The 20,583-nt window shown below is 57.3% G+C and carries 24 protein-coding genes and 1 pseudogene; 9 read left to right on the forward strand and 16 right to left on the reverse strand.

From position 1 onward, the window contains the following. Positions 1 to 25 precede the first annotated feature (25 nt). The 10 genes and pseudogenes from G7067_RS11735 to G7067_RS11775 all read right to left on the reverse strand — a co-directional run bounded on the left by G7067_RS11735 (position 26) and on the right by G7067_RS11775 (position 6,644). Positions 26 to 1,105 carry a hypothetical protein gene (locus tag G7067_RS11735; protein ID WP_166324579.1) on the reverse strand — a complete coding sequence of 360 codons (1,080 nt, stop codon included), beginning with the start codon at positions 1,103 to 1,105 and terminating at the stop codon, positions 26 to 28. A 283-nt stretch (positions 1,106 to 1,388) separates the two neighbouring features. Further along, entirely contained in the window at positions 1,389 to 1,610 is a 222-nt protein-coding gene (locus G7067_RS15285; RefSeq protein ID WP_425280680.1) for a dihydrofolate reductase, read from the reverse strand. Next, positions 1,553 to 1,912 (reverse strand): dihydrofolate reductase, encoded by a 360-nt coding sequence (locus G7067_RS11740; RefSeq protein ID WP_425280681.1) that lies wholly within the window; start codon positions 1,910 to 1,912, stop codon positions 1,553 to 1,555. Before G7067_RS11740 ends, G7067_RS15285 begins: the two co-directional genes overlap by 58 nt. Before the next feature lie 7 nt (positions 1,913 to 1,919). Continuing rightward, positions 1,920 to 2,717, reverse strand: a pseudogene (locus tag G7067_RS11745) (thymidylate synthase); the annotation flags it as partial. A gap of 98 nt (positions 2,718 to 2,815) precedes the next feature. After that, positions 2,816 to 3,175 carry a hypothetical protein gene (locus tag G7067_RS11750; protein WP_166324585.1) on the reverse strand — a complete coding sequence of 120 codons (360 nt, stop codon included), beginning with the start codon at positions 3,173 to 3,175 and terminating at the stop codon, positions 2,816 to 2,818. A gap of 287 nt (positions 3,176 to 3,462) precedes the next feature. Next, on the reverse strand, positions 3,463 to 3,876 hold the full coding sequence (locus G7067_RS11755) for a WapI family immunity protein (RefSeq protein ID WP_166324588.1): 414 nt from the start codon (positions 3,874 to 3,876) through the stop codon (positions 3,463 to 3,465). A gap of 538 nt (positions 3,877 to 4,414) precedes the next feature. Then, positions 4,415 to 4,774 (reverse strand): hypothetical protein, encoded by a 360-nt coding sequence (locus tag G7067_RS11760; protein ID WP_166324591.1) that lies wholly within the window; start codon positions 4,772 to 4,774, stop codon positions 4,415 to 4,417. A gap of 526 nt (positions 4,775 to 5,300) precedes the next feature. Beyond that, a complete protein-coding gene (locus G7067_RS11765; protein WP_166324594.1) occupies positions 5,301 to 5,663 on the reverse strand; it encodes a hypothetical protein in 363 nt (120 codons plus the stop codon). 295 nt (positions 5,664 to 5,958) lie between these two features. Further along, positions 5,959 to 6,318 (reverse strand): hypothetical protein, encoded by a 360-nt coding sequence (locus tag G7067_RS11770; protein WP_166324597.1) that lies wholly within the window; start codon positions 6,316 to 6,318, stop codon positions 5,959 to 5,961. 74 nt (positions 6,319 to 6,392) lie between these two features. After that, positions 6,393 to 6,644, reverse strand: a complete 252-nt coding sequence (locus G7067_RS11775; protein WP_166324600.1) for a hypothetical protein — start codon at positions 6,642 to 6,644, stop codon at positions 6,393 to 6,395. 374 nt (positions 6,645 to 7,018) lie between these two features. Between G7067_RS11775 and G7067_RS11780 the strand changes: the two genes are divergently transcribed. The 3 genes from G7067_RS11780 (at position 7,019) to istA (ending at position 10,262) form a co-directional block, all read left to right on the forward strand. Continuing rightward, a protein-coding gene (locus G7067_RS11780; protein ID WP_166324603.1) for an IS3 family transposase occupies positions 7,019 to 8,241 on the forward strand; the annotation gives its coding sequence in 2 pieces (ribosomal slippage) (positions 7,019 to 7,304 and positions 7,304 to 8,241; 1,224 coding nt in all). A gap of 100 nt (positions 8,242 to 8,341) precedes the next feature. Then, positions 8,342 to 8,566 (forward strand): ATP-binding protein, encoded by a 225-nt coding sequence (locus G7067_RS11785; protein WP_244301357.1) that lies wholly within the window; start codon positions 8,342 to 8,344, stop codon positions 8,564 to 8,566. Between the two features lie 160 nt (positions 8,567 to 8,726). Beyond that, positions 8,727 to 10,262, forward strand: a complete 1,536-nt coding sequence (gene istA / locus G7067_RS11790; RefSeq protein ID WP_166324606.1) for an IS21 family transposase — start codon at positions 8,727 to 8,729, stop codon at positions 10,260 to 10,262. A 33-nt stretch (positions 10,263 to 10,295) separates the two neighbouring features. On the opposite strand, the gene G7067_RS11795 is transcribed toward istA, so the two are convergent. Continuing rightward, a protein-coding gene (locus G7067_RS11795) for an IS3 family transposase (RefSeq protein ID WP_166324609.1) occupies positions 10,296 to 11,470 on the reverse strand; the annotation gives its coding sequence in 2 pieces (ribosomal slippage) (positions 10,296 to 11,191 and positions 11,191 to 11,470; 1,176 coding nt in all). A 108-nt stretch (positions 11,471 to 11,578) separates the two neighbouring features. On the opposite strand from G7067_RS11795, the gene G7067_RS11800 reads away from it, so the two are divergent. From G7067_RS11800 to G7067_RS14480, 3 genes are all read left to right on the forward strand, one after another. After that, entirely contained in the window at positions 11,579 to 12,328 is a 750-nt protein-coding gene (locus G7067_RS11800; RefSeq protein WP_166324612.1) for an ATP-binding protein, read from the forward strand. A gap of 139 nt (positions 12,329 to 12,467) precedes the next feature. Beyond that, entirely contained in the window at positions 12,468 to 12,644 is a 177-nt protein-coding gene (locus tag G7067_RS14475) for a hypothetical protein (protein ID WP_244301108.1), read from the forward strand. A gap of 9 nt (positions 12,645 to 12,653) precedes the next feature. Then, positions 12,654 to 12,830, forward strand: a complete 177-nt coding sequence (locus G7067_RS14480) for an ATP-binding protein (protein ID WP_244301109.1) — start codon at positions 12,654 to 12,656, stop codon at positions 12,828 to 12,830. A gap of 443 nt (positions 12,831 to 13,273) precedes the next feature. Here G7067_RS14480 and G7067_RS11810 read toward each other — a convergent pair whose 3' ends face one another. Together G7067_RS11810 and G7067_RS11815 are read right to left on the reverse strand one after the other, a co-directional pair. Further along, complete coding sequence (locus G7067_RS11810; protein WP_166324615.1) at positions 13,274 to 13,639, reverse strand: hypothetical protein; 366 nt, start codon at positions 13,637 to 13,639, stop codon at positions 13,274 to 13,276. Positions 13,640 to 13,645: 6 nt separating this feature from the next. Continuing rightward, entirely contained in the window at positions 13,646 to 14,092 is a 447-nt protein-coding gene (locus G7067_RS11815) for a hypothetical protein (protein WP_166324618.1), read from the reverse strand. Between the two features lie 108 nt (positions 14,093 to 14,200). Between G7067_RS11815 and G7067_RS11820 the strand changes: the two genes are divergently transcribed. The 3 genes from G7067_RS11820 (at position 14,201) to G7067_RS11830 (ending at position 16,863) form a co-directional block, all read left to right on the forward strand. Continuing rightward, on the forward strand, positions 14,201 to 14,650 hold the full coding sequence (locus tag G7067_RS11820) for a transposase (RefSeq protein WP_166324621.1): 450 nt from the start codon (positions 14,201 to 14,203) through the stop codon (positions 14,648 to 14,650). After that, positions 14,647 to 15,675 carry a DDE-type integrase/transposase/recombinase gene (locus tag G7067_RS11825; RefSeq protein WP_166324624.1) on the forward strand — a complete coding sequence of 343 codons (1,029 nt, stop codon included), beginning with the start codon at positions 14,647 to 14,649 and terminating at the stop codon, positions 15,673 to 15,675. Before G7067_RS11820 ends, G7067_RS11825 begins: the two co-directional genes overlap by 4 nt. Before the next feature lie 135 nt (positions 15,676 to 15,810). Next, the gene (locus G7067_RS11830; protein WP_166324627.1) at positions 15,811 to 16,863 is read left to right on the forward strand and encodes a hypothetical protein; all 1,053 of its coding nucleotides are present in this window, start codon (positions 15,811 to 15,813) and stop codon (positions 16,861 to 16,863) included. A 751-nt stretch (positions 16,864 to 17,614) separates the two neighbouring features. Here the strand turns inward: G7067_RS11830 and G7067_RS11835 are convergent. From G7067_RS11835 to dapB, 3 genes are all read right to left on the reverse strand, one after another. Then, positions 17,615 to 19,213 (reverse strand): APC family permease, encoded by a 1,599-nt coding sequence (locus G7067_RS11835; protein ID WP_166324630.1) that lies wholly within the window; start codon positions 19,211 to 19,213, stop codon positions 17,615 to 17,617. A 149-nt stretch (positions 19,214 to 19,362) separates the two neighbouring features. Further along, positions 19,363 to 19,818, reverse strand: a complete 456-nt coding sequence (locus G7067_RS11840; protein WP_166324633.1) for a hypothetical protein — start codon at positions 19,816 to 19,818, stop codon at positions 19,363 to 19,365. Further along, a complete protein-coding gene (gene dapB, locus G7067_RS11845) occupies positions 19,815 to 20,576 on the reverse strand; it encodes a 4-hydroxy-tetrahydrodipicolinate reductase (protein ID WP_166324636.1) in 762 nt (253 codons plus the stop codon). Before dapB ends, G7067_RS11840 begins: the two co-directional genes overlap by 4 nt. Between the last annotated feature and the right edge of the window lie 7 nt (positions 20,577 to 20,583).

The raw sequence follows: 20,583 nt of genomic DNA on the forward strand, positions 1-20,583 counted from the left end.
ACACGGCGCCGCCATACTTCGTGGACTAATTTCCGATAAACGTACAGTTACTGACGGTTGATTTGGCCGTGTCCATGAACCCAATAGCGCCGCCACTCTGGGTCAGCATGACTGTCGTCTTGTTATCTTTGAACAACGAGTTGTCGATAAGGACCGACGTCAGATTCGTTGTGCCATAGATCCTGACTGCCCCGCCAGTGCTCCAGCTCCCCGTGGCAGACAACACGTTGTTCGTGAAGATGCTGTCGGTGATCTCCACTACCGAACCGGGGACACCGGGCTGTTTCACGCTGATGGCCCCACCGTATTGATTATTGTTACCGGTGCGCCTATTGCCGTCAAACACCGAGTCGTTGATGCGAACGCTGCCGCTGAACTGCGAGCTGATGGCGCCGCCGTCGCTCGCGCCCTCCGAACTGTTGTTGGTGAAGCTTGAGTGATCCACGCTGAGATCACCACCGGTGATCCTGATCGCCCCACCACCGTTGACGGCGTCGAGCGTGTGGTTGTTCGTGAAGATCGTGTTCGTCGCCACGATGTTGCGCGCGGAGACTCCGCCGTTCTTGTCTGTTGTGCCGGTGAAGCGAATGTTACTCAGCTTCAGCGTTCCGGTCTCAGCACGCAGGAACCGCGCGCCGGCTGCGGCATTCGGGCCCATCTGAAACGTGGTTGCGGGCTGCCCATCCGCGTCGACGGCCCCCACCAGTTCGACCACGTGGCCGAGCGGGGAGACGATCTGCCCGGTGATGCCAACGTTCGCGTCGAACGTGTATACCTTGGGCTCAAGCTCAATCGAAATACTCGCCGTGGATGATTCGATGAGATTTTTCAATTCATCAATATCGCTGAGCGACGCGGCTTGGATCCCCACCCCCGCCACAGGCTCGGTCGGCTCCGTATCAACATGTTCCGCCGGTGCCGACTCAGCGGGTTCGTCCTCGGCAGGGTCTGACTGCCCGGGCGAACCGTCTTGAGCGTCGCTCATCGACTCCTCGCTGAGGCCTTGCGTGATGGGCGCGTCAGCCAGAGGTGCCGCCTGCGCCGCAGTCGCAACTGATGCCACCATGACGGCCGCGAGACCCGAAGCCAACGCGCCAAAGATCATTTTTCTTACGTCTATACCTGCAATGTTTCGCAAATTACCTTGTTCCCCCGATCAAAAACACTTAACTATCAGTGAAGATACGGAGGCATAGCTTAGTTGCGAATTATTGAAGCTAGCTGACAGGCGTAGCCTTATGTGGATTCAGGGGCGCCGGGATAAGTCAAGCCCCCCTGGCCCTCAGGTAAAAGCAGCGCAATAATGAACCCGAGGCCACGCAGATACCCCGCGGTTCTGGCGCGAGGGTGCGCCACACCGCGCGGACGCGGAGGAAACCGGCAGACGGTTACGAGGTTTTGCGAGACTCAGTCCGCACCCACCGCTGAAAGCGGTATTCCACACCCGAGGCCGAGCTGAGGAGCACGCCCGGATCCTGCAGTTTCATGCCGGGAGCAGACGTGAGGTCCGGCGCGTAGGTGTCGGCATCCGGAACGTCGAGTTCGATGCACGTCACGATGCACTCGTCCGCCAGTGGCAACGCCTCGCGATACAGCTGTCCGCCGCCCATAATCCAGGCGTCTGCCTGCGCGCATTCGCGTGCGGCCCGAGGGAGGAGACAACCGTTGCACCATCCGCGCGATAGGCAGGGTCCCGGCTCACGACAATATTGGCGCGTCCGGGAAGTGGTCTGAAGCGTTCCGGCAGGGATTCCCAGGTACGCCGCCCCATGATCACCGGAGCGCCGAGCGTGACCCGCTTGAAGTGCGCGAGATCTTCAGGGAGATGCCACGACATATCGCCGTCTCGCCCGATGGCACCGTTGCGAGACTGCGCCCAGATCATGCCCAGGCGAAACCGCGACGTGTTCATACTGCGACGGGGCCTTAATCCCAGGATGGTGCTCGTAATCAACAAGCGCAAAATCTTCGAACTCGTAATCAAGGATCGATTCGGCCTTGCGAATCTCGATCGTGGGGTACGGGAAGGGATCCCGAGCCAGCTGCCGCTCCACCTGCTCGACGTGATTGTCGTAGATGTGGCAGTCGCCCCCTGTCCACACGAATTCGCCGGGCTCGAGCCCCGTCTGCTGCGCAACCATCAGGGTCAGCAGCGCGTAGCTCGCGATATTGAACGGGACGCCCAGAAACATGTCTGCCGAGCGCTGGTAGAGCTGGCACGACAGCTTGCCGTCAGCAACATAGAACTGGAAGAACGCATGGCAGGGCGCAAGCGCCATCTGGTCGAGCTCGGAAACGTTCCACGCTGACACGATGAGCCTGCGCGAATCGGGGTTCTCCCGGATCTGCTCAACAAGCTTGGTGATCTGGTCGATGTGGCCGCCGTCGGGGGTGGGCCAGGAGCGCCACTGCACGCCGTACACCGGGCCGAGATCCCCGTCGGCGTCAGCCCACTCGTCCCAAATCGTGACGCCATTGTCGCGCAGGTAGGCGACATTGCTCTCGCCGCGCAGGAACCACAACAGCTCAACTGCGACAGACTTGAAGTGCACCCTTTTTGTGGTGATGAGCGGGAAGGATTCCGCGAGATCGAAGCGAATCTGCCGGCCAAACAGGCTGCGGGTGCCCGTTCCCGTGCGATCAGACTTTGGGGTGCCGTGTTCGAGCACCTCACGCAGCAGGTCTTCGTAGGGGGTCGGGATCCGGTTCACACTCACGCCTGCAAGCTTAGCGCGGTTGCCTCTGATGCGTATCAAGCACTGAGAAGAGCAGCAGACCCATACGTCACTAATACCCTCTTAAGGGTTCATGCGCATCAGCTCTCGAGGGGAACCACAACCCTGACTCTCCGGACTGGATGGTGTGTCGTCACCACCCATTCAGCGGGAAGCTCGGCACGAACCCGCCGAGCCAATTCGTAACCGTCCTCCAGAAAGTTGTCTGGATACGGGCTATTTGCAGGGTCATGGTGGTTGAAAGTCGCATCACCACTATTCACCCACGTGAGTAAGTCGCGCACCAACTCGGCACTCAGACCTATCTCGTGACCGTCAACATTGTCGTATCCAAATTTCCCAGACATCCACAGGGCATAGCACTGCAATTCGCGGTGAACATCCACGAAAGGTGGCTCATTCGGGTTCTCAACCTCAAAATCGATCTTGAAATCACTCATCTTGATAAATTCGCCCCCACAATAAAGCCGTTGTCGCTGTTAGTAATCGCAAGTCTCAAAGTCTTCCCCGCGTACTCAAATTCACAGATCGGCCGGTCCACTTGATATCTGATGAACCTACCCTCCTGGATCGCGGTCGTTAACACTTCAGGTATCTGCGCTTCACACCATGCCAACGGCACACTCAACCAGCCGATGCACGAGCAAAATCACGGACGCGGAACTGCGCTGAAGTTGAGCTGGAACTCACCGCGGAAGGCCTATCGCATAGCTTAAGTTTGGAAACTCTATTCAAGAAAACTGCGCAGGTCTTCGGCGAATGACGTCAAGGCTGTCTGATCTGTGTCGAATGCAATCCTGGCTTGGTTTGACCATGGCCCACCAAGCTGAATCGTAACTCTCACATGCCCGATCAGATCGATCTTGTCAAATGTGATTGTCCCGTCTCCGTTTACATCCTGAAGCTCAGCTTTACTGACCTCTTCATACTCGTCAATAAACCGCGTGACCTGCTCGACTGAAATCTGGAAGGGCCCTTTCCCCCGTACGGTAGGAGATCCTGCTTCCAGTTCAAAGGTGAGATTATCGGAATATGGACTTGCTGGGGCTCTATGAAGCACGAGAATTTTGGCCTCATCGTGAGTTCTCAACAGGACACAATCATCGCCCGCTTCGCATTCAATAATTGAATTTAAAACCATCAACTGCTCCAGTTATCTTATTTAGTACATAATGAATTTCGACTCCGTTGACGTTGCGCTCATCTTCACCCACCCTTCACTGGACGGCCACCTAGCGTCTCCGATAGCCAACGCGAGTTCTTTGCCTAGTTTAGGATTTGTCCGAACCTCGGTCATTGCTAGCTGCTCAGCAAGATTTCGCGGCTTAATCCTCCCAGTCGAACTACGACCTAGCTGAGAAGGGGCCGTTTTAGGTAGCCCCGGGAGGTACTGGCTCGTAGAGAGCACTCTCCAAATTCTTCAAACCCCGGACAAGCCCAAGACCACCAACGAACGTGAGGTCAACGTTGACAAATACTCGTCCAGTGCCTTCACCAGCGTACTCGTCCCAATGGTCTGCAGCGATGAGATCTAAGAACATCGACCCCACTGCTCCCCACGGGTCAGACACGATCGAGTCGATGATCCCGCCCCACAGCTATCAGCTTGTGGTCAGATTATGCCGGCTCCGCTTATGTGGAGACACCAAACTCAACCAAGGGGTTTCACGACACGCACGTCAGTTTTCCTTGGGAAGCACAACGTCTGCTTTAAGAGCCGGGCTCCAGACCGTCACCACCCATTCAGCGGGCAGCTCGGCACGAACCCGCCGAGCCAACTCGTAACCGTCCTCCAGAAAGTTGTCTGGATAAGGGCTATTTGCAGGATCATCGGCGTTGAAAATTGCGTCGGCGCTGTCTCCCCACGCGAGTAAATCTTGCACCAGCTCGGCACTCAAACCTATCTCGTGACCGTCGAAGGTGCCGAAGCCATACTTCCCAGACATCCACAGGGCGTACTGAGACCATTCGTAGTGGACATCTATCATTGGTGGCTCGCTCGGGTTTTCAACCTCGAACTCAATCTTGAAATCACTCATTTGGAAAAGTTCGCCCCCACGATAAAGCCGTTGTCACTGATAGTTATCGCAAGCTTCACGGCACACTCAACCAGCCGATGCACGAGCAAAATCACGGACGCGGAACCTCATCCCCGAGCGCATCCCACGCCTCCAAAAACTTATCCGGCAACAACATCCGCGCATACCGATCAATCACATCAAACCCAGCCTCAACATCAGCCTGACTATTGGTAACCAGGTTTAAATTCCTCCCAAAGTACGTGCCTGGGCTACCGCCCCCGCTCGTCTGGTGAGTCATCGAGACGGAATACGAGTACATCCCCCGAGCGGTTTCGACAGATAAAACAGTTGCGTCCCATACAGCAGCAATTGCACCTGCCCATTCTCCACATCCTCAGAGATACATCTGCCACGTGACCCAAAATAGGCATCCGCTTTCTTGCGAAAGTCTGGAATATCCTCAACATACGCAAAATTCATACGCTTCATATCCCCTTCAGAGCAATGACCAAAGACCGAGCCGCACACGCCAAAACCAGTAGGCTCACGGACGCAACTCCTTGGGAGTCAGCGCGTCAAACGCCGCCAAAAACTTGTCCGGTAACATCAACCGCGAATACCGATGAATTACGCCAAACGCCGCCTCCACATCCTCCTGAGTGTTCGGAATCGCAGACAAATCCACACCCAAAAACACATGGTTCCGCACCCCATCCGCCACCTGATGGAAAAATGCCACCGTATCAGCACGCATCTCCCCCACCGGCATCTGCAAATAGAAAACGTGAACACCGTGTAGCTGTAGCTTCACCCATAGACCGCCACTGCTGTAAGCACGACAGCTCCCATCTCGCCCAAAGTAGGATCGCGCATGGCCGAAAAGATCTTCGACGTCCTGTATGTACATCTCTGCTACTCCTTGGGTGGTCTCATAGCAAGTGTCGCATCACCGAACATATACCCGTGATCAACAAGAAATTCGTACTCTTTCAAAAGAAATCCTTGATTATGCGGAGAAACCTCCGGATTGACGTTGAATTTCACGGGTAGTTGTTTCTGTATGACCTCTTCCAGGAAAGGTTTGTTCAGTAATTCATACAGTTCATCCGGACTAATGCGGGGTCAATTTTCTTTGGCACGAAGCCATCCTTTCAACTCAAAAAGAAACGGCGTCAAACCCGGGACGGTTCATTCACTGCGCATTAGCTCTCCAGAGGGAGAACCACGTCTGCTTTGAGAGCCGGGCTCCAGGTCGTCACCACCCATTCAGCGGGAAGCTCGGCACGAACCCGCCGAGCCAATTCGTAACCGTCCTCCAGAAAGTTGTCTGGATACGGGACTTCCAGAGGGTCAGGGTGGTTGAAAGTCGCATCACCATTCTTCACCCACGCGAGCAGGTCTTGCACCAGCTCGGCACTCAAACCTATCTCGTGACCGTCAACATTGTCGTATCCAAATTTCCCAGACATCCACAGGGCATAGCACTGCAATTCGTGGTGAACATCCACGAAAGGTGGCTCGTTCGGGTTCTCAACCTCGAACTCGATCTTGAAATCACTCATTTGGAGAAGCTCGCCCCCACGATATAGCCGTTGTCGCCGATAGTTATTGCAAGCATTAAAGCCCTTCCATGATCTCAAAGCTCGTCAGCTGAGGGCGGCAACTTCACCTGCTTCAACGCCATATCCAACGCTCGAAGAATCGCCGCAGCATGCTCCGAATCTCCACGCTGCTTCCACATATCAGCTTCTCCACGCAACCAGGCCTCTAGCTCCGCGACGGGATCGACCTCCGCCCCATCAATGTAGGCACGCACAAACTCCGCAGTTCCCGAAATCAGCTTGTACTCATACTCCGGCGAATACAGGATCACGGCATCGTAATCCATCGCGAACAACATGAAAGGAACAACAAGCCACCTGGAGGGCAACGAGGGAGACCGTTCACGCAGCAAGTAATTGAGTGGATCAACAATCTGCGCCGGATTACTCAGTTCCTGATCCGTAGTTTCAACTAGGTACCATTTTGACCCCAGGCAAAACCCAAGGGCTTGTTCAAGGCTGCCTAATTCGTGATGAAACCCGTGGGCCTCATTCTCCTGGGCTACACAGTATACGTCAGAGCGACTAAGCCAATCGTCTGCAAGATACTGCTCCGCCGACCCTGCTAGCATTTTCGCACGAGCAAGCACACGACTACGCTCACCGGAGTGAAGCGCTCTGGGTTTTGTTCCGATCTTTTAACAAGGAAGATGGGAACACCATGGCAAGAAAATACGATCAAGAATTCCGTGCACGCGCGCTCCGTATGCTCGCTGAAGCGCTCCCCGAGCAGACAAGTCTGCACGCGGCAAGCCAACACGTCGGCGGGCTGCTGGGTGTCTCGCCCGACACGCTCCGTATCTGGTATCGCCGAACCCAGATCGATACTGGTGTGAGGCCTGGTATCACGACCGATGTCGCCGAAGAAAACAGGCGCCTGCGGCGAGAGAACGCAGAACTGAAGAAAGCGAACGAAGTCCTCAAAGCCGCGAGCATATTTTTCGCGAAGGAACTCGACCAGCCACGAACGAAATGATCAAATTCATCGACACATATCGTGATCGTTTCGGGGTGGAGTTCCTCTGCCGTACTCTCCGTGCGGCAGTTCGTGGCTTCATTACCTCACGTGGGTATCGGGCAGCGAAACGACGACTGCCGTCTGCACGGCAGCTCCGTGACGAACTACTCGTGCCAGAGATTCGTCGCCTTCATGAGGCCAACTATGGCGTCTATGGGGTGCGGAAGATGCATGCTCTGGTGAAGCGTGAGGGCTGGGAGATCGGCCGTGACCAGACCGCTAGGCTCATGCGCCTGGCCGACGTTCAGGGCGTTACTCGCCGCGCGAAAGCTTTCACCACGAGAAGTGACAGCGCCCGGGATCTTCCCGGAGATCTCGTGAATCGCGCGTTCACTGCGGCAGCTCCGCGATGTTTGTGGGTCGCGGATATCACGTATGTTGCGACGTGGTCTGGGTTCGCGTATGTCGCGTTCATCACTGACGTGTATGCCCGCAAGATCGTCGGCTGGAGCGTCGCCTCAACCCTGAAAACAGAAGCATTGCCGTTGCAGGCGCTCGATATGGCTGCCTGGAATATTGGGGGTAATCTTGCTGGGGTCACCCATCACTCAGACCACGGCTCGAACTACATGTCGCTGAGATACACCGAACGAGTGCGTGAGCTGGGAGCGATGCCGTCAACCGGGACTGTGGGTGATAGCTATGATAATGCCCTCGCCGAGACCGTGAATGGGCTCTACAAGGCCGAACTGATTCGCAGGCGCGGGCCTTGGAAGACGGTTGAAGAAGTTGAACTGGCGACGTTGGAGTACGTGTGGTGGTGGAACAACCAGCGCCTCCACGAAGCCCTCGAGTACCGCACCCCTGTCGAGGTCGAGGCGGCGTACTATGCTGGGGCTCGTCAGCCCGTGACTACGCGGGTGTGACGGAACCTGATGTCGGAACAAAACCCAGAGCGCTTCACTGTTTCTTACAGCGACTGCTGACGCGCTCGAGATTAGACACGAACACCGCGTCAACGCGCTCATCAAGAAAGCGAGGTTCCCGCTCCCCGGGGCGACAGTCGCGGAGATCGACTACCGGGAAGGGCGCGGCATCACCAAAGTCAGAATGCAACGCTACGCCGCGCACGACTGGGACAGCGAAACCCTGAACGTGATTATCACGTCGCCTTCTGGTGGCGGGAAAACGTATCTCGTGTGCGCGCTCGGGATCGCGGCCTGCCAGAACGGGCACTCCGTTGCCTACTGAGTATTAGGTCTGTTGGGGGTCGCCCTTATCCCAGTCGGGGGCCAGCAAGCCAGTAGCTGAATAGTTTTCTTCGGGGCCGCCAGTAGCCTCTCTGGGAGCCACGCTCGTAGGCTCCTTCTGTCCGCCCGCTGTTACCGGGCGGACAGAAGGAGTAATTCTGATGGTACGTAAAATACGTGCAAAACTCGTCCTCAGTCTTCGAGGTGAAGGGCTATCTGGCCGCGCGATCGCGGCTACGCAGTCCATGTCACGCAAAAGCGTGCTCGAAGTATTCGCAGCTGCAGACCGGGCAGCTCTGCGCTGGGACGACATCGCACAGCACAGCGATGCTGAAGTGTATACGTTGCTGTTTCCCGGCCGGGGTGAACACCAGAGCGTGTACGCCCAACCCGACTGGGCAACCATACATCGCGAGCTCGCTCGCGTCGGCGTCACACTCAAACTGTTACACGCCGAATATGTTGACCGATGCCAGACGGCAGGCGACCCTGCAATGGGGTACGACCGATTCTGTAAAGGTTACGCCCAGTATGTGCTGATCGCTGGAGCTGCGTCCAGAGTAGGTCATAAGGCCGGCCAAACCATCGAGGTCGACTGGTCTGGCCCCACGATGCACCTCACCGACCCTATGACCGGGCAGCACACCAAGGTCTATCTCTTCGTCGCGTGTCTACCATTCAGCAGATACGCGTTTGTCGAGCCCACCCTCGACATGAAACAAGACACCTGGCTCAGCACCCACGTCGCAATGTTTACGCGGTTCGGGGGCAGCGTTCCCCGGATCGTGCCCGACAACCTGAAGACCGGCGTGATCACGCATCCTCGCGAAGGCGAGATCGTTCTCAACGATGCCTACCGGGAGCTTGCCGCGCATTACTCAGCAGCGGTACTCCCCGCAAGAGTGAAGAAACCCAAAGACAAACCAAGCGCGGAAAACACTGTCTGGAACATTGCGACATGGGTGATCGCGACGCTCCGCAACCGTGATTTCGCGACGCTTGCGGAGCTCCGCACCCACGTGTATGAGCAAGTGGCTGCGCTGAACGCTGAACCGTTCCAAAAACGAGCAGGGTCCCGCTCTTCAGTGTTTGAAGCTGAAGAGAAACCGCTCCTACGCCCGCTACCAGCGGTCTCGTACGAGATCAGCCGGTGGGTATACGGACGGAAAGTGCAAAAGAACGGGCACGTGGTGTGGGAGAAGAACTTCTACTCAGTCCCCTACACGCAGATCGGCCGAACCGTCGACCTGCGCATCACCCAGGCTGGGCTGGAAGTCTACCTCGGTGGGGAACGGCTCTCCTCACACTTACTCGTTGCCCCGGGAACAACCAACGAATACCGTACCCATGACGGTGACCTGCCCCACGGTCCCAAATATCGCGAGTGGGATGCAACCAGATGTCGGGAATGGGCAGCTCGTATCGGCGAACACACGCTGCTGGTCACGAACCGTATCTTCGAGTCCGTGCCCGTCGAGGAACAAGCGCTCGACCCGGTGCTTGCCGTGCTGAGGCTCACCAGACGCTACTCGCAGGCCAGAGTCGAACGCGCCTGCGAGATCGCGCTCGCAAGACGAGTGAGGTCACCCAGATACGCACATGTGAAACCGCTCCTCGAGTCCGGCCAAGATCAGGCCAGCAAACGACATCCGAGGTTCGAACCCGTAACCGAGCCTGCCGCCGAGCCTGTCGGGTAGGGTCTGCTGAGGGTTTGGTTGAGTCAGGGGTTGTTATGCCGCCAACGCGACAGCATCCATCATAACCACTTCGAACTCGACCGGCGTCAGCTTCCCAAGCCGGCGCTGTCTGCGTTTACGGTGGTACTTCGCTTCAATCCAGTGCACAATCGCGAGCCGCAACTCTTGCCGAGTACGCCAGGCTTTACGATCGAGCACGTTCTTCTGCAGCAGACTGAAGAAGGATTCCATCGCAGCGTTATCCCCACACGCCCCCACCCTGCCCATCGACCCTCTCAACCTGTACCGTTTCAGGGCCTTCTGGAACTTCCTTGACCTGAATTGACTTCCGCGATCCGAATGCACAATCACGCCTTCAGGGTAGCCGCGCTGCTGGACCGCGTTCGTAAGCGCCTGAACCGCGAGCCTGGCCTTCATGCGCGGCCCCATTGACTGGCCGACGATCTTGTTCGACCAGAGGTCCTTGATCGCGCACAGGTACAGCTTCCCCTCACCTGTCCAGTGCTCCGTGATGTCGGTCAGCCACACTTGGTTCGGGCCAGTAGCGGTGAACTCACGCTTCACGAGGTCATCACCCACGGGCGGGCCAGCCTGCTGGTAGCGGCGCTTACGCTGCGTAATGACTGAACTGATGCCTGCAACATGACACAATCGCCACACCCTGCGTTCGCTCACCTGGTAGCCGAGGTCATGGAGTTCGTCAGCGAGGAACCGGTACCCGAGTTCGGGGTCGTCCTCGTGGAGTTCACGCAGCACGCTAATGAGGCGTTCTTCCTCAATCTCGCGCGCAGATTTCGGGCATTTCAGCCACTGGTAGTAGGCCTGTTCACTGAAACCCAACACCCGGCACGCCACCGCGACCGGCACCCTGACAGGGGCACCTGGCGCAGCCATCTCTTGGACGAGCGGGGAGATCATTTTGGGGGTGTGATGTGTATCTGTGACAGGTATGCTGCCGCGCGACGGAGCACTTCGGTTTCCATCGCAAGCTCACGAATCCGTTTCACGGCCTTCGCCATCTCGGCCCGCTCGACAGGATCAGCTGACGGGGTCATTCCGTGGGACTGGAACCTCGCGTCGCGCACCCATGACTGCAACGCGGACTTCGAGACGCCAAGATCTTTACACACCGTCTTCTGCGAGATGCCCGACTCGACCAGCGCGACAGCGTCTCGCTTGAACTCATCACTAAACACATTCTTTGGCATGGTTGTTATCCTTCCAGCACAGCCTCAAAGCTATGCAATCTTAGACTCAACCAAACCCTCAGCAGACCCGTACGTGCGCGGCGCTGACTACTACGCAGGAGACACCAAATGACCCGAATTGATAGCGAAGCAAAACGTAAACTCCGTGAGATGGGCATCGCCTGCCTCGTCGATGCGTTCGATCGGCAAGACGACGCACTCACCCTCGGTATCTCCTTCGAAGAACGAATCGGTCTGGCCGTTGATGACGCCTACACCACATTCAGCATGACAAAGATCGATGGACTCATCCGACGTGCCGGGCTCAGATACCCTGATGCAGAACTCCGCAGGCTCGATCTCCTCGAGGAACGGGGCCTTGACCGTGGTGTGATCGCGCAGCTCGGAACCTGCACATTCATCGATCGTGGCCACAACGTCGTATTTCAAGGATTCACCGGATCGGGTAAGTCATATCTCGGGTGTGCGCTCGCTCGGGCCGCTTGCCAGCAACGATATCGGGCACATTACATCCGTATGCCCGATCTTGAAGAGGCGTGGGCGTCTGCGAACGACAAACCCGGCGGGAAGGAGAAGTTCTTACGTAAATACGCGAGCTTCAAACTCCTTGTGCTCGATGAATGGCTCCTCGACCCACCCGACGAAAGTATCCGGTCAATGCTGTTTGAGTTGATCGAGCGTAGGTATGACGAGTCGTCGACGGTGTTCTGCACCCAGTATCCGAAAAAGGATTGGCATCAACGACTTGGCGGTGGTGTGCATGCTGACGCCATTATGGACCGTATCGTGCACAACGCGGTCTGGGTCGAGACGGGCACCGTGAATATGCGCGAGCAGGCTGTGGGCCAGATGGTCTGATCTTGGCAAAGGTGAGTGCCACGGCGTTACGCGGGTGGCGCTCACCGGCGCGATCTACTGGCCCCGAACGGGAATAGGGGTGGCCCCGAATGGGAATATTGAGCGGCCCCCAAACCTACAAATACTCACCTACGCCCGAATGGATGATCTCGCGCGAGCATTGGTGATCGCCAGAAGCGACAGCATCAAACACCAGGCCATGCTGAACGAGTACTCGAGCGTGGGATTGCTCCTCATTGATGATTTCCTCACGGTCGGTATTGACCCCGACGCGGCTGCCGACCTCTTCACGATTCTCGCGAACAGGGAACATTGAGCAGCAACGGTGATCGCGTCGCAGTCGGGGCCGGATTATTGGGTAGACGTGCTGCCCGACAAAGTCGCCGCGGACTCCATCGTGAACCGGCTCGTGAACCACGCCAAGAAGATCACTCTCGGTGATGTCGATATGCGTCGCGAGCTCAGCGAGCAGGCCCGCCAAGCCGAAAGCTACTGGGAGTAGCGGCAGCGGGTATCGGGAGGTGTTCTCCACCGCAGCGCTTCCCGATACCCGGAACCCTGCTACTCGATGGGTGGACTGGCGCTACCCGAAAGGGCTACTCGCCATTCGAAGCGCATCGCTCCAACCAGAGTCTTTGAGGTTGAAGTGCGCGTCGCCGCCGCTTCCGCGCCGACCTTGCTAATTCTTGCAAACCTCCCCGCAATCCCACCGACCGGAATAAACAAGGAAGCAATGTTCGCAGACACCCTCCCTGCTGCCTCCACCGAATGCGAACCCCAGAAATCTGCAGCAAAGCCTTTTGCATTTGTGATATAAGCTCGTCGTTAAGTCTGGCGGAGGCGCCCCCTGAGGGAACGGAGTTCCTTCTGGAGGGACATATGCGCAACGCAAGACGACCAACGAGATGACGGAAGTTCTCCGTGAGTGCAACGACAACCGTCTACTCAAGAGCTCCAGGCTGCATCGAAAGCTACAAGAAACTCCTTTGGGAGCCGCAACCTACAATAGCGGTCAATGTGTTCCAGCGCGGCCGAAATAGCCTGTCGGTCGTTTTCAACAAACGTAAGATCAACACCCAGCAACGTTGTCGAAGAAGCCGCCGAGTCTGCTTGGAAAAAGAATCCCAAAGATGAATATGGCGCACCGGAGAATCCAAACCCGAAGACGAATGACTCGTAGAGCAAAAATCTCACGAAACCATCTTCTCTATCGACTTCAGGATTGTGTCTCACAGTATCGACATAAACTGCACGATGCGTAAAATACTGTTGCACCAAACCACGTAGCTCAAACAACTCACTCACAAACATGTCGACCTATTTTCCTCCATAAGTTGCGATCATTGATGACGGGTCATACTCGTACCCATTAGATTCAAGGTATTTGAGTTCTTTATTCAAAGCTGATCCCGGTCGAAGCGTAGGGTCCTGTGTGAAATTCACAGGACGTCGATTGCCTATGATTTCTTCCAAGAAGGGGCGATTTAGTAATTCAAACATTTGCCCGTCGTTAAGCCCATACTTGGCTTGCGCCGCTTCCCACCCCGCACCTCCCAGATTGAAGTGCGCGTCGCCGGCCTCAGCAGCAACTTTCTCATAACTAGCCGGACTATCCTTAATGAATCGCCCGAGCGTTGCCTGCCCAGCGTCCATATTATGCACACTCTGCCCATACAACTCAGCAAGCTCCTGCGTCGACAGCTTCCTCACACCATCAACAAGCACGTCACCGCCAACAATACTCACCCGCTCGCTGCCCTTCAACAACTGCGCCAGTTTCGGGATAGTCCGCGTAGCCCTACCTGCCAGACTGGTGTGAGACACAGAGCCTGGTAATTAATGGGGCTAGAAAAACGCTGAAGGACCCAGAACATGACCACGATAGACATGCTCCCGGAACTGCCCGAAGAGAGCGAACCAAGCACTGCCGACACAGCGTCCGGCCCGCGAGCAGACTACGCGAAACGACGCACGTTCACAGCCGAGTATAAGCGTCAGATCGTCGCCGAGTACGACCAGGCAGCCCACGGCGAGAAAGGCTCGATCCTGCGCCGGGAACGCTTGTACGACTCCCATATTCAGGAGTGGCGTGCCGCGAACACTGCAGGCCTCCTCGCAACGGGAACCCGGAAAGGACGCCCTGCCGGGTCTGCCCGTACGGCAGAGCAGAAACGGATCGTGGAACTGGAGCGTGAGAACGCGAAACTCCGTGGTGAGGCCTTGAAGAAGGACCGGGTTATCGCTGACCGTGATGCCGCACTCGAGGTACTGGGAAAAGGTGTCAGCTTCTTGGAAGCGCTCTCGTCGAGGAACAGGTCATGACAAGGTCTGAGCGGGTGGCCTGGCAGTCAGCGACGGTGGTGCAGCTCACCGTGTTGATCGGTGTGGTGCGGGCGTGCCTGCTGGTGGGGCTTTCCCGCGCGACTCATCATCGTGTGTTGAACCCGCCACCCCGGTTTATCGGCCCGTTGCTGAACCCTCATCATCCTGCGGAGCTTAACGAGACGGAGCGGGCAGCGATCTTGACGCTCCTCACCAGCGAAGAGTATGCCGAGATGAGTGTGCATCAGGTGTGGGCGCGAGAGCTTGACGAGGGCCGGTATTGGGGTTCGCCGCGCACGATGTACCGGATCTTGCAGGATGCGCACATGGGCGGTGAGCGTCGCCGTCAAGCGATTCATCCGCCGCGTGTGATCCCGGAGTTGATCGCGCACGCACCGATGGTTGTGTGGAGCTGGGATATTACGAAGATGCGGGGGCCTGCGAAAGGGATCTGGTATCACGCCTACGTCGTGATTGATATTTTCTCTCGCTACGTGGTGGGGTGGCGGATCGAGGTCATCGAGGACGGGGATCTCGCGGCGGAACTCGTCGCGGATATTGTTGCTGAGCAGGGCAGGCCGACCGGGTATCTCCATGCGGATGGTGGGGCTGCGATGACGTCGAAACCGTTGGCGTCACTGCTTGTCGATCTTGATGTGCGGAAGTCGCACAACCGGCCCAGGACGAGTAACGATAACCCGTTTTCTGAATCGCAGTTCAAGACGATGAAGTATCAGCCCGACTATCCCGAACGGTTCGCGAGCATCGGTGAGGCGCGTGCTTGGATGGACGAGTTTGTGAGCTGGTACAACCATGAGCACCGTCATTCGGGGATCGGGTGGCATACTCCAGCGTCGGTGCATTACGGCACGGCTGTGGAGATTCGGGAGGGTCGGCAGCGCACCCTCGATGCCGCGTATCGGGCGCACCCGGAACGGTTTACCAAGCCGCCGGTAGCTCCGAAGCTGCCCACGAAAGTCGCGATCAATGACCTCGCGAAGAGGAAGGAACCCGCGACCAAATAATTAGGCTAGGAATGTCTCATTTGACTTGACAACCACCGCACCACCAATTTGCTACACATGATACTTTCCCTCTATCCAGATTTCGCCTTACGAGGCTAAACTGAGGACTCACTTAACGCACAAAGAAGTATGTTTATGAGAAACAAGTTTTTGAGTTCGTCAGTTTCAGCGGGGCTTGCTGTAGCAATGATTACGCTAACTGGCGGAGTGGCACACGCGGGCAATAGCGGATCAGAACAACCGGCAATTAGTAGCCTCCTAGATGCCGTACCCAATATCGCGGATCAGACCTTTGAGTCGACAGATATCGAGATAGTTGAAACAGGTGGCGCGATCGAAGTGAATCTACCCGAACAAATCTACGCAATAGAAGGACTTCTCCCCGTGCAGGGAGCCACCCTGAGAATCAACACAGCTAATTCTATTGACGAAACTATCGGCGGGATGACCGCGACTTCGGGGGATGATGTACAAGGACCAACGACGGTCCTCCAACCAACAGGAGCTGGCCTGAACCTGTTTACAGTCATTAACGAGCATGCATCCGCTGAGGAAGTATCCTTCACATTTAACGTGCCAGAAGGTACTGTACTCATCGAGAGCGGGGAAGACTACCAACTATACTCGGACGGAGTGGTGCATGGCACAGTTGGCAAACCACATGCCGTCGATGCATCCGGAGTGTCCCTTCCGGTAAGTTACGAACGGCGGGACAACAGCCTTTTCCTGAACGTGGACACTCAGTCGGTTGCGGTTTCGTATCCGATTGTAGCGCAAGCCTCTTGGGGATATACCTATCAATATGACCTACAGAAGGAACCAAATACGGCCCGCGCGCTACTCATGTCCTGCTTCAATTGCTATTTCCCAGTGCCGGGAGCCCCGCGGAGCTTCCCCCCAACTGGAGCAATACTGCCCTTGAACGTGGCTGGTTTTCCTTTCGAAGTGAAGATGGCCCGCACGTACACCGCAACAAACTATTTTCATTTTTTCTTCACCGCAACAAAGAATCACATCGATGGATATGGTTCGGATATCTTATTTGAGTTTAAGAAAGTTGGCACAGTCAAGCTCTTCACGGTCACCGCAAACGTAATGAACAATTCGCCCTGGGTGAATAATGACGTTTATCGGACCGGCGCTCTCTTGAACTGGGCGCTTTTCGTGAGCAACATCAATAGGGCGTGATGCAAATGACCTCGTTCAAGCTGCCGATACCGTTTCCTGCGTTCCTTGTTTTGTCGGGCTTTCTTGGCAGCTTGATCGGCGCCGCCATCATGTTTGTGGGCGCGTTACCAAGTGGGTTCGCTATTTGGACAGGTTTCTTGGGCTTGTGCGTTGGGATGCCGACAGGGATGCTTGCTTGGAGCGTGGGCTACCTTGTCTGCCGCTTAATAGGTCGAGGAGTTGGTGCCGTGTGCGTTGCCGCGATTGCTTCGTCCTTCGCAGTAGGTCTTGTATTGTTGCTCATCACAGGTCTGGTTCCAGGCTATGCCGCGCTCTATGTTGTCGCCACAAGCTCGATCACTACATTCGTTCTTGCCCTATGTGGTGGCGTGTTCATGCTAAAGGTGCTCTCCCATGCGAGCCGAGGTGACACTCGCGACAGTGTGGTCTCGTCAAGTTCTTGAAACGTCCCTGGGGTCAAACCAACATACTTCAGCAACGCACTTGGGTCAGAATTCTGGCACAGGTGTAGGTCAACCTCTGGTAGTGGTGCAACGAAGCTTCCTTCGAGGTGCTGGACATCGGGTGATGGCTGAGGGCGTGTGATCAACTATTACTAGGCCAATTGAGCAGGTAAACCCAGCTAAGCGAGCGAGGGCGCGATTTAGCAGTGAGAGTGCGCCAAATGAGCCGCCCTCTCACCGCCCCAAACAGCACTCCGGCCCGGCTTCGCACAAGAAGCCGGGCCGGAGTGCTCAATACCAGAAGAGCGTTACGATCCGAGGCCGTCATCGAACACGAGCACGGCGCTCGTGTCCTCGCTCGCATCCGCACGCCCCAGGACCTGGCCGCGGAAGAACGCGGGCGACATGCGTGACTGGATAACCATCAGCACAACTCCCAGTCCGAGCACCACCACACCGATGATGCCGACGAGGCCGATGCCGAAGATATTGCTGCCGGATCCGAACGCGGGATCCATGCTATCGACCGTCGTCTGTACAAACACGATGAGCAGAATCACGCCACCAAGCCCCGGCAATACAATCTTTGAGATCGTGGCACGGATGCCCTCCGCAATTGCGGTGCGGCGGAAGTACCAGGGGCTCGCGAGCGCCGTGATGCCGTAGTAGAAGCACACCATCATTCCGAGCGCCGTGATGGTGTCCCACAGCACGTCCTCGCTGATGAAGCGCATCACAGCGTAGAAGACCGACGCCACAATCGAGGACCACAGCAGGGCAACGTAGGGCGACTTGTACTTCGGATGAATCCTCTTGATGGACGCGGGCAGTGCGCCGTAATGCGACATCGCAAGGAGCGTGCGCGCGGGCGAGATCGCGGTCGAGTTGATCGAGGCGAGCGCACTCACCAGGATCGCGAGCGACAGCAGGATCGCGGCAGGACCCATCACTGGGTGCGCGAGCGCGGCAAAAACGTTCTCCGCAATGTCGGGGTTGTTCAGACCAGTGCCGGTGTCTCCCAGCCCGGAATACGCAACCGTTGCGGCAGCGGTGCCAACGTAGAGGACAACAAGCATCGCAACGAGGATCATCGCAGCCTTACTCTCGGTCGAAAGGCGACCCTTCGAGGGCTTGGTTTCCTCACCCATCGTGAGGACGGTGTCCCAGCCCCAGTAGACGAAGATCGACACGGCGATACCGGCCGCAAACGCACTGAAAGTATCAACCTCAAGCGGGTTGAACCACGACAGTTCAGGCATCGTGCCAGCGGTGTTTGCCGGATCCGCGGCTCCCATAAACATTGCGATGATGAACCACACCAGCACTGCCATCTGGAAGACCACGGTGATGTACTGGAACACCTTCGTTGAGGTCATGCCGCGGAAGGATATGAAGGTTGCGATCGCCATGAAGGCGAGACACACGGCGATGTTGATGAACTTGTTTCCTGCAATGTCAGCGATAGACGGATCGTCGAGCAGAATGCCCAACGACTGAAACAGGAACTCGACCGCGATGCCCGCAAGGTTCGACAGTACCAGCACCGTGGCGGCGATCAGTCCCCAGCCTGCCATCCAGCCGATCCACGGACCGAAGGCACGTGTCGCCCAGGTGAACGAGGTACCCGAGTCGGGCATCGCCGAGTTCAGCGCGCGGTAGCCGAGCGCCACCAGCAGCATCGGAAGGAAGCCCATCAGGAAAATCGCCGGGGTCTGGTATCCGACCTCGGATGCCGCCGGGCCGATCGCTGCCGTCAGCGTGTAGGCCGGGGCACACGTCGAAAGGCCGATAACCAGTGCTCCCAAGACTCCGACAGTGCCGGAGGGGAGGCCCTTCTTGCTGATACCGGTCATCGAATCGAGTGTTCGAGTTTCCGGCGCTGCTGCGTTCAGATCGTATTTGTCCATGTGGCTTCCGTGTTCAGTGTCGCATCACTGCGCGCTGTACCGGCAGTGATGTGTTCGCTGCGAGGTCATGGGGCCTGCACACTGCCGTCCGCCGTAGAGTCTATGCAAACATGCCAAAATTGCCTAATCTTTGTGATTTAGCTACGGATTCAGTTGCGTTCTAGGCGGATCGCTTGCCTAATGGCCCATCTTGCACGCTTCCGATCACCGCAGGCATCATAGACAATTCCAAGCCGCATCCAGGACTGCCACGCTTCAGGATCTGCTTCAGCCTCCGCCTGATAGCGCGGAAAAGCAGCATCGGCTTGCTCCCGATCGGGCCGTCCGGTCGGCGAAACATCGACCTCATCTTCGGGCATTCTGCCCTCTGCCTCGAGACGATCGGCCAGCCGCGTCGCGCTCCTGCCAAACATCAGCTCTCGCAGCAGTGCCCACAAACCGAGCAATGGCAGCACCAGCATCGCCGCCCCCATGACGACCGGGATCAGCTCCCCCGAGGCCAAGAGCGCGATCGCGCGAATTCCCGCGAAGACAAAGTACAACACCAGGAGGGCGCTGATCAGGATCACTCCGGCAATCGCCCGGATCCGCGCGCTGAAGATCATGCCGAGACTCCAGCGCCGCTCCCCGCAAGGCCTGAAAGCCCCAGGACACCATCGAGCCCCACAGTGAGCCCCTGAGCGGTCAGGAGCGCGTGCAGCGCCGCGCTGATGCCCGCGCGATAGGCCGCGTTCGAGTGGGTGTCGTGGGTGATGGTCAGCACCTCACCGTCTCCCCCCAACCGCACTTCCTGTTTCGCGACCACCCCCGCAAGCCGCAGGCTGTGCACGGGTATCCCGGCCACCAGCTCGCCGCGCGGCGATTGGTCGGCGTGCGGGGCATCGACCGGGCGACCGTTCCTCGCCTTCGCCATCAATTCGGCAGTACGTACCGCCGTCCCCGAGGGCGAATCGACCTTGCCAGGGTGATGAGCCTCAATCACCTCGATGGAGTCATAGAACTTTGCGGCAATCTGCGCCAGCGCGGTTCCCAGCACCGACCCTAGTGAGAAATTCGGCACCACGAGCACCGCGGCACCTGGCGTCGCGGCAACGGTGGCAGCGAGCGCGGTGAGGCGATCCTCAGACCACCCGCTCGTGCCAACAAGCACCCGCTGCCCACGCGCCAGCGCGCGCTCAACAATCGCGGGAGAGGCATCGGGGTGGCTCACATCCACGAGGAGGTGCGCATCCGCGCCGGCCTCAGTGTCGGAAGCGCGGCCGAGCCGCGCAACGAGTTCAAATGCGGGATCCGCCTCGACGATTTCACACACGAGGGAACCGAGTCGCCCAGTGGCTCCGGCGACGGCAACGCGAGTAGTCATACCGCCA

This window comes from Leucobacter insecticola (assembly GCF_011382965.1).
Lineage (GTDB): Bacteria > Actinomycetota > Actinomycetes > Actinomycetales > Microbacteriaceae > Leucobacter > Leucobacter insecticola.

Coding starts and splice junctions, on each gene's coding strand:
- dapB (WP_166324636.1), bottom strand. CDS start 20,576: ATGACTACTCGCGTTGCCGTCGCCGGAGCCACTGGGCGACTCGGTTCC.
- G7067_RS11835 (WP_166324630.1), bottom strand. CDS start 19,213: ATGGACAAATACGATCTGAACGCAGCAGCGCCGGAAACTCGAACACTC.
- G7067_RS11830 (WP_166324627.1), top strand. CDS start 15,811: ATGAGAAACAAGTTTTTGAGTTCGTCAGTTTCAGCGGGGCTTGCTGTA.
- G7067_RS11825 (WP_166324624.1), top strand. CDS start 14,647: ATGACAAGGTCTGAGCGGGTGGCCTGGCAGTCAGCGACGGTGGTGCAG.
- G7067_RS11840 (WP_166324633.1), bottom strand. CDS start 19,818: ATGATCTTCAGCGCGCGGATCCGGGCGATTGCCGGAGTGATCCTGATC.
- G7067_RS11760 (WP_166324591.1), bottom strand. CDS start 4,774: ATGAGTGATTTCAAGATTGAGTTCGAGGTTGAAAACCCGAGCGAGCCA.
- G7067_RS11810 (WP_166324615.1), bottom strand. CDS start 13,639: ATGTTTGTGAGTGAGTTGTTTGAGCTACGTGGTTTGGTGCAACAGTAT.
- G7067_RS11735 (WP_166324579.1), bottom strand. CDS start 1,105: ATGATCTTTGGCGCGTTGGCTTCGGGTCTCGCGGCCGTCATGGTGGCA.
- G7067_RS11755 (WP_166324588.1), bottom strand. CDS start 3,876: ATGGTTTTAAATTCAATTATTGAATGCGAAGCGGGCGATGATTGTGTC.
- G7067_RS14475 (WP_244301108.1), top strand. CDS start 12,468: ATGGATGATCTCGCGCGAGCATTGGTGATCGCCAGAAGCGACAGCATC.
- G7067_RS15285 (WP_425280680.1), bottom strand. CDS start 1,610: ATGGGCGGCGGACAGCTGTATCGCGAGGCGTTGCCACTGGCGGACGAG.
- istA (WP_166324606.1), top strand. CDS start 8,727: ATGGTACGTAAAATACGTGCAAAACTCGTCCTCAGTCTTCGAGGTGAA.
- G7067_RS11800 (WP_166324612.1), top strand. CDS start 11,579: ATGACCCGAATTGATAGCGAAGCAAAACGTAAACTCCGTGAGATGGGC.
- G7067_RS11740 (WP_425280681.1), bottom strand. CDS start 1,912: ATGAACACGTCGCGGTTTCGCCTGGGCATGATCTGGGCGCAGTCTCGC.
- G7067_RS11750 (WP_166324585.1), bottom strand. CDS start 3,175: ATGAGTGATTTCAAGATCGATTTTGAGGTTGAGAACCCGAATGAGCCA.
- G7067_RS11820 (WP_166324621.1), top strand. CDS start 14,201: ATGACCACGATAGACATGCTCCCGGAACTGCCCGAAGAGAGCGAACCA.
- G7067_RS11770 (WP_166324597.1), bottom strand. CDS start 6,318: ATGAGTGATTTCAAGATCGAGTTCGAGGTTGAGAACCCGAACGAGCCA.
- G7067_RS11765 (WP_166324594.1), bottom strand. CDS start 5,663: ATGTACATACAGGACGTCGAAGATCTTTTCGGCCATGCGCGATCCTAC.
- G7067_RS11775 (WP_166324600.1), bottom strand. CDS start 6,644: ATGGATTACGATGCCGTGATCCTGTATTCGCCGGAGTATGAGTACAAG.